This is a genomic window from Algoriphagus faecimaris (assembly GCF_900101705.1).
GTDB classification, from domain to species: Bacteria; Bacteroidota; Bacteroidia; order Cytophagales; family Cyclobacteriaceae; genus Algoriphagus; species Algoriphagus faecimaris.
In genome coordinates this window covers 106,432-116,384 of sequence record NZ_FNAC01000013.1, presented here as the reverse complement: position 1 = coordinate 116,384, position 9,953 = coordinate 106,432, and the positions used below count along the sequence as shown (strand labels likewise).

Below are 9,953 nucleotides of genomic sequence, written 5' to 3'. Positions count from 1 at the left end.
ATCGGAAGTTCAGCCGACCCGCTTTCTAGACTCGAAAAACATAATCGACCACATAGAGGATACACAGGGAAAAAACAGCCCTGGAAATTACTTTATACTGAAAAATACTCCTCCAAAAAAGAGGCATTGATCAGAGAGAAATTTTTGAAAGCCCAAAAAAGCAGATCCTTCTTGCTAAACCTTATCCAAAATCATTCAGCTGGTTAGGATGCCTGTCCCGATGCTCGGGAAGGTCGCGGGTTCGAGTCCCGTCTCCCGATGCTCGGGACAGGCTATTCCGCATCAAAGCCCGAGAGAAATCTTGGGCTTTTTGTTTTTAACACTTCTCATCAACTTCCCTTTCTGAATCCGGATTTACCTCTCAGCATTTTTTCAATTTATCTTTACTTGAATCCTCTTATTTTCGTCCAAAGATCAATTCAAATGAAAAAACTATATACTCTATTTCTTTTTGGTTTAATCCCTTTCCTATCACATGCTCAGGATAGGCTCACAGGAAGGGCATTTACTACCCGCTCTGAGATTCTAGCCCAAAATGGAATGGTGGCTACCAGTCAGCCCCTTGCTACTCAGGCCGCATTAGACATTTTGAAAAAAGGGGGGGCGGCTATGGATGCAGCAATAGCTGCCAATGCTATGCTAGGTTTGGTAGAACCTCATTCCTGTGGCATCGGTGGTGATATTTTCGCCATAGTTTGGGATGCCAAATCCAAAAAACTCTATGGTTTAAATGGCAGTGGAAGAGCTCCTGCCAGCTTGACAATGGAGACGTTTAAAGAAAAAGGGCTCGATTATGCTCCTTTGTTAGGACCCTTGCCTATTTCAGTTCCTGGCTGTGTGGATGGCTGGTTTGAGTTGCATAAACGGTTTGGAAAACTCAGTATGCAGGAAATTTTACAGCCATCCATAGACTATGGTAATAATGGTTTTCCCGTCTCAGAGGTCATCGCTTATCAGATGAATAATAACTGGGAACGCATGCAAGATTTTCCAGGCTTTAGATCCACCTACATGCCTAATGGTAAAACTACTCCACAAAAGGGAGATGTTTTCAGAAATGCAGATTTGGCAAGGACCTATGACCTGATCGCAAAGGGTGGTAGAGATGCCTTCTACAAAGGTGAGATCGCCAAGACCATAGATGCCTTTATGAAAAAGCATGAGGGCTATTTGAGTTATGAGGATTTGGCCAATCATACATCCGAGTGGGTAGATCCTGTCAGTACCAATTACAGAGGTTACGATGTATGGGAACTCCCACCCAATGGACAAGGGATAGCTGCTTTACAAATGCTGAATATTCTGGAGGCTTATGATCTAAAATCTATGGGATTTGGTAGTGCCGAATATCTTCATGTATTAACAGAAGCGAAAAAACTGGCCTATGAAGATCGTGCTAAATTCTATGCTGACCCTGAGTTCAATCAAATTCCTGTCGAATATTTAATATCGAAAGAATATGCATCAGAGCGAAGAAAACACATCGATTTGGATAAAGCAGCCAGGGAGTATCCTGCTGGTGATATAGAAAAAGGCAACACGACCTACCTTACAGTCGCGGACTCCGAAGGAAATATGGTTTCTTTGATTCAAAGTATTTATGATGAATTTGGATCGGCTATGGTTCCGGATGGATTGGGATTTGTCCTTCAAAACCGCGGACAGATGTTTAATGTCAAAGATGAAAACCATTGGAATTCATTAGCTAAGGGAAAACGACCTTTTCACACAATCATCCCGGCATTTGTCACTAAAGATGGAGAGCCTTTTATGAGTTTTGGCTTGATGGGAGGCGCTGTCCAGCCACAGGGTCATACACAGATTATTGTCAATATGATTGATTTTGGCATGAACCTGCAAGAAGCCGGTGATGCCCCCAGAATGCGGCATGTAGGCTCATCCCAACCTACCGGATCGGTCATGACTTCGGGAGGTTCATTAAACTTGGAAAGTGGCTTTTCTTGGGAAGTGATCCGAAGTCTGGAAGAAAAAGGTCATCGCGTAGAGTTTAGCATAGGGCCTTATGGTGGCTATCAAGCCATAAAATTTGATCCCATAAGAAAAGTATACTACGGCGCATCCGAATCTCGAAAAGACGGTCAAGCCGCAGGTTATTGATAAACAAAAGGCCGCTATTTTCAGAGAATGGCGGCCTTTCCTTTATAGACTTTTCTGCCAGTTCCAGCTATCTCTCATAGAGTCTGCTAGAGAGTTTTGAGGACTCCAGCCTAAAACTTGATTGATTTTCTTTGTGTCAGCCCAGATCTTTACCACATCACCGGGTCTCCTAGGTCCTATTTGATAATTCAGTTTAAGACCATTCACTTTTTCAAAGGTCTCGATCACTTCCAAAACGGTATTACCATTTCCTGATCCTACATTGAAAACCTCATAATAGTCGTCCTCTTTACTCTCCAAAAAACTCAGGGCTTTGACATGGGCATCAGCCAAATCCATCACATGGATAAAATCTCTGACACAAGAACCATCAGGAGTATCGTAATCGTCTCCAAAAACTGTCAACTTTTCTCGTATTCCAGCTGCGGTTTGTGTTACGAAAGGAACCAAATTACTTGGTGTCCCTAAAGGTAACTCCCCTATCTTTCCACTCGGATGAGCACCTACCGGGTTAAAGTATCGAAGAGATATCACTCGGATTCCCTGTTTGCTTTTCACAAAGTCCACTAAAATATCCTCACATACTTTTTTGGTATTTCCATAGGGGCTTTCGGCCTCTTTACGGGGAGTGGATTCGGTGACAGGTAGGTGATCGGGCTGGCCATAAACAGTACAGGATGAGGAAAATACTATGTCTTTGATTTCCTGCTTTTGCATAAACTCCAGTAAAACTAAAAGTGAACCAATATTATTCTTGTAGTACTTCAAAGGTAATGCTGTACTTTCACCTACCGCTTTATAGGCTGCAAAATGAATCACACCTGCGAGCTCATGCTCCTTTCCTATTTGATCCAAAATCGCTGGATCATTACAATCTCCTTTATAAAAGATTAATTTTTTTCCTACGATCTCTTCCAATCGACCGAGAACTTTTTCTTCTGAATTGGATAAATCATCCAAAATAATAGGTTCAAATCCCCCATTAATTAGTTCTACAGCGGTATGGGAACCAATGTATCCGGCTCCTCCTGTGATTAATATCTTTTTCATTGATTCAAAAATAATTTAAGCAAAGCTAAGAGATAAGATGATTTACGACGAGACAAAACAGAAAAATCACTCAATCAAGGTAAAACTTCCTCTGAGCTGCTCACGACCAACACCTTGCTCCAAGGAATATTCATAGACTAATAAGAAAGTATAAACACCTACAGGTGCGCTTTTTCCCTCAAAATTCCCCGACCATCCTTCTTGGCCAGAAAAAATCAACTGCCCCCATCGGTTAAAGACTGCCAATTGATAAGATATACTACAGTTGGAAATCGGCTGATACGGCCCCTCCTGAGGATTAAATCCAGTGGGCATCCTTACACTCGGCTTGGTCTGTGAGACTATTCCCACTCCACTTACCTGACATCCATTACTATCGATTACCAGCAACTCATACTCTCCCGAGGAAAGGCCTTCCAATCGGATAGTTTGGCTTCCATCCTCCCATAGGTACTCGTAGGGTCCCGTGCCTCCTGCTACCCGGGCTTGTAAAGCTCCATCAATGCCTCCAGGGCATCCCGGCTGGATTTCCTCAAATTCCAGTTGTAGGACATCAGGACTATCGATCACCAAATCAACTAGAAGATTACATCCCTTTGCATCTTGAACAGTCACTTGGTTATCACCTCTTCCGAGACCAGAAAAATAAAGTCTACTGCCGTCCCAAGAGGATTCTAAACCTAGGACCAAGTAGGGAGCAGTACCGCCTATGATTTCTAAGGATCCTCCTCCATCTCCTGCATCAAAACAGGAAGTAGGCTCCGTACTTACATTCAACAAAGTTAAAGGTTCAGGATCCTTGACTTCTACTCTCAATGTTTGTTCTCCACAGCCGGATTGATCTATCACGGTTACTTCGTAAATACCTGCAGAGAGACCATCAGCTGAATTTCCAGAAAGCTCAGTATCATGCAGCCATTGAAAACTCAAATTGCCAGATCCACCCTGAACCGATAGCAGAATACTCCCGTCATTCTGTCCCGGGCAGGAGGGAGATTCAATCACTTCCTCACCCACTGCAATCGAATCAAATAAGTCTATTTGTAGCACTTCAGATACTCCAAAACAATCTCCAAAAGTTGCCTTTTCTTCATAATAAATGGAACGGTTAGTGGCAGTCAGATCCCATTCTACCTCTACTTGAGTGGAATTTTGTCCGTTAAGAATTGCTCCACCTTCTATAAACCATTCGTACACCCTTTCGTCCAAAGGGAAAGGCACCTCGTATTCCAAGAGGGTAGATCCTCCTTCACAAATCCCCTGTTGACCAGCAGGGGTCGCGGGTGTAGTTGTTTCAATAAGCTCAACATCTATCTGCTGAATTTCACCCTGGCATCCATTAGGTCCAACAGGGGTGACTTTTACGAAAGCATCCGATCGTTCTTCATTCCAATTGACACGAATAAAATCTTCCTCCTCCACTACAATATCTCCACCTTCTACCTCCCAAAGCAGTTTTGATACATTGTCAGTATCCGAAAAAGTATAAAGTACCGACTCAGTAAAAGGACATAGAGAGGAAGGTCCCTCCAACTCTCCAAAAACTCCATTTACTTCTACTTCAAAAACATATTCGGTCGTGGAATCGCAAGCCTCTACCCCTGTACTTGCAAAAACAGTAACAGTAAATACCCCTTCTTCTTCAAAAATATGGGAGACTGTCTGCCCAGGTTCAATACCTTTACCATCCCCAAAATCCCATTCAAAGAATTGAAATCTAGGGTCCTCAGGAAGAATGGTCCACTCCCCTTCTTGATTCAAGCAGGCTACTCTGTCGCCATCTACCTCAAAATCATAATTGGTTTCCGTTTCATATTGAATATTATCCAATCGAGCCCCAATGGCATAGCTGTAGGATTCTATATTTCCCGAAGAATACATATTCCCAAAAAAACCTACGAAATTAGAAATAGTATTCACTCCTTCGGGCACAGCTATCCTAGCATAGTAAAACTCAGGAAAAACTGGGACGGGACTAAACTGTGAAGCAATGTATTGTCCATTTAGGAAAGTTTCATTAAGCCCTTTTGCAGGAACGATCAAATTGACAAAGTGAATCAAATCTATGTCTTGGGAACCTGTTAGCTTTCCGGTGGAAAAACTGACTTCTTTCAATAGCTGATTGGTAGAGCTTAAAGTGACCAAAGATGGATCACCAAATGGTGCAAGACCAAAATCATTACAAGCTGCACTCTTGGTGATGACTGAAACAGTTGTGGGTTTTGAAGTTTGAATCAATCCAAACTCTTCTTTTTCGAATTCAAACCTTCTGAATTCCCTTGCATTCAAAATACCTTGAGATTCACCGTTGATGAAAATCTCTGTTTGATCTTGTGCTGCCAAAATTTTTATAATTTCCCCTGAAGTTCTTCCTGCAAATGGGATATGGAGGTATTCTTTACCCCAACTCTCCAAAGGATAAGCCTGCTGAAAAACATGATCACCGCTTGTTCCACAATCTCCTGCACTACTCGTTTTATTCCCCCCGAACACTGCTAATAATTTGCAATTATCAGGATCCGGATTCATTACTTTTACACTAGTTCCAGTCAAATCATCCAATGCTTTAACTTGATAGCTTTCCCCTTGATTTAACCTAATTCGAATAGGCGCGCCTGCTGGTATGGTATTGACTGTCCTCGCACTCGGGATGATTTCCACATCAGTATCATCTGCTGTCGCAATGACTAAGAGGGTGCTTTCAAAATTCCTGTTTGACCCGGGAGACTGATCAGGTCCGAATCTGTCATAGTGGGCAGTGACTAAATAATCTGAAGAAAGTGCTGTTATTGGCAAAATCACTGTACCATCTGTGCTAAATTCCCTGCTGTTTAGCACATGGACTGTTACATCCGCTGAGGTGGTAACTTTAACAGGGCGATACTCTACTCGACCACTTTCTCTGTGGATAATTTCCTCATCCTCTCCATCAAACTCTTGGACGAATTGTTCACCTGCCACTAAAGTAAATGGAATAGATCGAATAGGAGTTTGCAATACTCCAGAAGTGTTTTCCATTGCGGTAATCAATATGAATACACCATCAGGCTGGATATTACGTCGATTATTATCCATGAAACCAATGAAAAATTCCTTACCGATAGTAGATATTTGTGCTGATGCGTAATGAGATATCCAAAAAGTGAATTGGAATATAAAAACGATACATAAAATCAGCCTACTCCTCATATCTGTTACGCTTCAGGATAGGAAATTTACCTGATTAAGGTGAAAACTCCTGATTTTTCTTCCATTACTGTCTGATTTTCATTATTGAAGGTGTAACTCACCGCATAGGTATATGTTCCAATAGGAGCCTCTTTTCCAGAAATAAATCCATCCCACCCCTTTTTCCCTTCAAAAATAAGATTTCCCCACCGATCAAATATCTTCATAGTAAAGTCCAAAGCACAATTGGAAACAGGACTATAGACGCCATCTTTGGGAAGAAAACCTGTGGGCATTCGCACTTGAGGGCTTGTTTCCATAATCTTACCATAGGCGGTGACCTGACACCCATTGGCATCGGTGATGCTGACTTGATAATCTCCTGATGGCATATTAGAGATAGAGTTAGTTCCAAAACTACTAGCAGAAGATGCGCTCAAACTGGCAATTTCTAATCCTTGATCCCAAGAATAAGTGTAAGGCTTCACGCCTCCACTTACATTAACTTCCAATCGACCAAAATTGCCTCCCGGACAACTCTCATTCATTTGAACAAAACTAACCTGAAGTTCTTCAGGTCCATTGATAATACCTTCTATTGGAATAGAACAACCTTTGGAGTCTTCTACAAAAAGTGAAAACGGGCCTTTACTAAGCCCCAATACTGTGAGCCTTTCCCCATCCCAAAAAGATTCCAATCCCATCACTTGATAAGGTGGCATTCCTCCTCTGACCAACGTTCTAAAACCTCCATCTCCAGCTCCTACACAGCTCGTCGGCAGAATTTCAAGATCTCCTGTCAACTGAATAGATTCTGCTTCTTCCAAGGAAAGGATAAACTCTCCAAAGCCACAGCCTGATTTATCCTTAACTTTTAACTTATATTCTCCCGCTTCTATCCCACTCAGCAGAGAAGTAATCTCCTCAGGGAAGCCTTCCCATTCGTATTCAAATTCGCCAGATCCTCCTGACAAAATAACTTCCAAAGCTCCATCCGCCGTCGAAGCACATGATGGGATTTTTTCTATTTTTTCTATCAGTTGGATTGGCTCAAGGTATTCAATTAAAAGCCTCTTAGATAGTGTTTGACATTCTTCAGCATTGATTGGGAGTTGAGTATAGCTAATCCATCGTTCAGACACCGAAGGTTCCCATTTGACGCTTATAGTTTCTCCGGTAGCGTTACCTAAAATCTCTCCTCCCTCTACCTCCCAAGTGTATTGATAGTTTGAGTCGACTTGAGGAATTGTATATTCTTGGTCAAAAAACTCCGGTCCACAAAGCAGGAAATTTCCACTTGCAACTGGAAGAAGTGCGACTTCTTTTAACGAAATTCTTTTGAAATATTCGCGTCCTTCACATCCAGAATCAGTGATTGGAGTAACCCCTAAGCCCATATCCGAAGTATGTTCCTCCCAGCGAATAAGGACTGAATTCCCATCTTGCTCTACAATCCTTCCACCGGATGGCAGAGACCATTTTACATCAATAAAAGAAGTACTTGATGTAAAAGTGTATCGAACCTCAGATCCTAGACATACCTCATCCTCACCGGCAATCACCACATCTTCAAAAGGTACCTCATCTATCATATCAACAACGAGTGCTTTTGAGGTTTTACCACAACTTTCATCCTTGGCAGTAAGTGTAAAGGAAATGGTACGCTCAAAAGCTTCTGAGTCCCAAAGGACAAATACTTCAGACTCAAATTGACCTTTTGTGATTTCACCCCCTTGAACCATCCATTCTACTGTGCCTGTATTTTGGATCGATAGGGGGATTATATAAGAATCGGGGATAGCACTACCCTTACAAACTTCATTCACCCCCTCAGGAAAAATATCAATTTGCTGCTCCCCAATTATTATTTCTTTGGAATACAATTCGCTTTTGCAGCCATTGGGAGCATAGCCATAAGCACCTATTGTGGTGGTAAGCAAAGCATCTCCCCACTGAATTATAATGTATTGATCAGTCTCTTCTAGGATCTCCCCTCCCTCGATGGTCTGCCATTCTATGGATTCAAAATTTGATTTTCTCTCTCCCAAAGTATAGGTCTCAATAGCTCCGGGACAGACATTGCTTTCACCCAGCAGCTCAAACTCCACCTTATCCACTACTACATCAAAGTCAAAAACGTATTCTATCGGACAAGCACTTTCCCAATTTGAAGCATAGACGCTGATGGTAAACTCGCCCTCTTCCAGGTATTGATGAGTAGCAACTTGCCCTAAGACAGGTTCTGACCCATCTCCGAAATTCCATTCAAATTGAGTATAAATTGGGTTTTCGGGTAGAATTTCCCATGTCCCCTCTTGACCAAAACAAGCTATCCGATCTCCAATCACTTCAAACTCATAATCGCTTGATACTTCGAAATCGCTATCCTCAAAAATAGCTCCTGCAGAAAACCCGTAGGAATTTCTTATTCCTGCCCCATAAGCATAGGCTACCAAACCCTCTGGATTTGATAAGGAATTGACACCTCCATTGAGTTGGATTCTTGCATACATGTATTCCTGCTTTCCTGGAACGGGGTCAAACTCATCAGCTATAGAAATACCATTCAATCTGGTCAGGTCAAAGAATTCAGAGTCTACCAGTATATTGATATAATGACGATTAAAGCCATAGGATTGTAACGAGTTAAAAACTATGGATTTTACCTGATGATTATCAGGGTTGTAGGTGAGCATAAGAGGATCCCCAAGTCTTACTTCAGCATTAGAATCACAGTCCTGACTTTTAGAAATCGCAGTAACGGCTATAGGGTTTGAGCCTTCGATTAGCTGTATATCTATCCCATTGAAATCAAACGTATAAAACTCACCTTCATTCAAAGTAAGGATACGATTTCCGTTGAGGGTGATTTCGGTACCATTCTCTGAAGCCAAAACCTTAACCAATTCACCCGCAGTCCGATCCAAAAGTGGGATATGCGTAAAGGAAGTGCCCCAAGTAAATAGCGGATAGGTCTGTTGAAAGAGGTGATCCGCGGTAGTTCCGCAGACCCCTGATTGTGTCATTTTATTTCCACCAAAAACAGCAATTCTTTTACAATTATCTCCATTAGCATTGACGACACGCACTCTTGTACCTGTCAAGTCTCCCAATCCTTTTAATTGATAACTTTGCCCCTCATCTAGGGTTACTTGGTAAGAATTACCTGGAGCAAAGCCATTGGTAGTGGTTGCAGTAGGAATAATTTCTAAGGTGGTTTGATCAGCTATGGCAACGACCAGAAGCGTACTTTCGAAGTTATTTTCAGAAAGGCTTAAATCATTAAAATGGGATGTCACTAAGTAGTCCAAGCCTAAAGCTGAAACGGGCAAAATAACCGAACCATCCGAACTCGTGCTCCTTAAATTAAAAGCATGTACTGCAATGCTGCCAGAAGAAGAGATACGTACGCCTTTATCCCTCACCACACCGGAAGAGCGATGAATAATATCCCGCACTGTAGTCAAAATCTCGTGTGTGAACACCTCTCCACTATTCAGAGAAAAACTCACTGACTGATCGAGGTATTCGATTACCCCAATAGCATTCTCAGAGGCTGTTATGGAGATTAAAGCCTTATCCTCATTATTCTCTTTCAGGTTGTTTTCCATAAACCC

The 9,953-nt window shown here is 42.1% G+C and carries 5 protein-coding genes and 1 pseudogene; 3 read left to right on the top strand and 3 right to left on the bottom strand.

All coding sequences use genetic code 11. The features are described from left to right. The 3 genes and pseudogenes from BLQ57_RS08945 (at position 1) to ggt (ending at position 2,118) form a co-directional block, all read left to right on the top strand. Positions 1 to 207 carry a GIY-YIG nuclease family protein gene (locus tag BLQ57_RS08945; RefSeq protein WP_244887416.1) on the top strand — a complete coding sequence of 69 codons (207 nt, stop codon included), beginning with the start codon at positions 1 to 3 and terminating at the stop codon, positions 205 to 207. Continuing rightward, positions 193 to 253 (top strand): annotated as a pseudogene (locus BLQ57_RS21130). The gene BLQ57_RS08945 and the pseudogene BLQ57_RS21130 overlap by 15 nt, the downstream one beginning before the upstream one ends. 170 nt (positions 254 to 423) lie before the next feature. Further along, positions 424 to 2,118 carry a gamma-glutamyltransferase gene (gene ggt, locus BLQ57_RS08940; protein WP_087939511.1) on the top strand — a complete coding sequence of 565 codons (1,695 nt, stop codon included), beginning with the start codon at positions 424 to 426 and terminating at the stop codon, positions 2,116 to 2,118. Positions 2,119 to 2,160: 42 nt separating this feature from the next. Here ggt and galE read toward each other — a convergent pair whose 3' ends face one another. The 3 genes from galE to BLQ57_RS08925 all read right to left on the bottom strand — a co-directional run bounded on the left by galE (position 2,161) and on the right by BLQ57_RS08925 (position 9,947). Next, positions 2,161 to 3,168 (bottom strand): UDP-glucose 4-epimerase GalE, encoded by a 1,008-nt coding sequence (galE, locus tag BLQ57_RS08935; protein ID WP_087939504.1) that lies wholly within the window; start codon positions 3,166 to 3,168, stop codon positions 2,161 to 2,163. Positions 3,169 to 3,234: 66 nt separating this feature from the next. Next, on the bottom strand, positions 3,235 to 6,243 hold the full coding sequence (locus BLQ57_RS08930; RefSeq protein WP_169712739.1) for a PKD domain-containing protein: 3,009 nt from the start codon (positions 6,241 to 6,243) through the stop codon (positions 3,235 to 3,237). Between the two features lie 140 nt (positions 6,244 to 6,383). Beyond that, positions 6,384 to 9,947: a PKD domain-containing protein gene (locus BLQ57_RS08925; protein ID WP_169712738.1), complete on the bottom strand. Its 3,564-nt coding sequence runs from the start codon at positions 9,945 to 9,947 to the stop codon at positions 6,384 to 6,386. Between the last annotated feature and the right edge of the window lie 6 nt (positions 9,948 to 9,953).

What these genes read in the sequence shown, in the direction of transcription:
- ggt (WP_087939511.1), top strand. Translation starts at nt 424, where the DNA reads ATGAAAAAACTATATACTCTATTTCTTTTTGGTTTAATCCCTTTCCTA.
- galE (WP_087939504.1), bottom strand. Translation starts at nt 3,168, where the DNA reads ATGAAAAAGATATTAATCACAGGAGGAGCCGGATACATTGGTTCCCAT.
- BLQ57_RS08930 (WP_169712739.1), bottom strand. Translation starts at nt 6,243, where the DNA reads ATGGATAATAATCGACGTAATATCCAGCCTGATGGTGTATTCATATTG.
- BLQ57_RS08925 (WP_169712738.1), bottom strand. Translation starts at nt 9,947, where the DNA reads ATGGAAAACAACCTGAAAGAGAATAATGAGGATAAGGCTTTAATCTCC.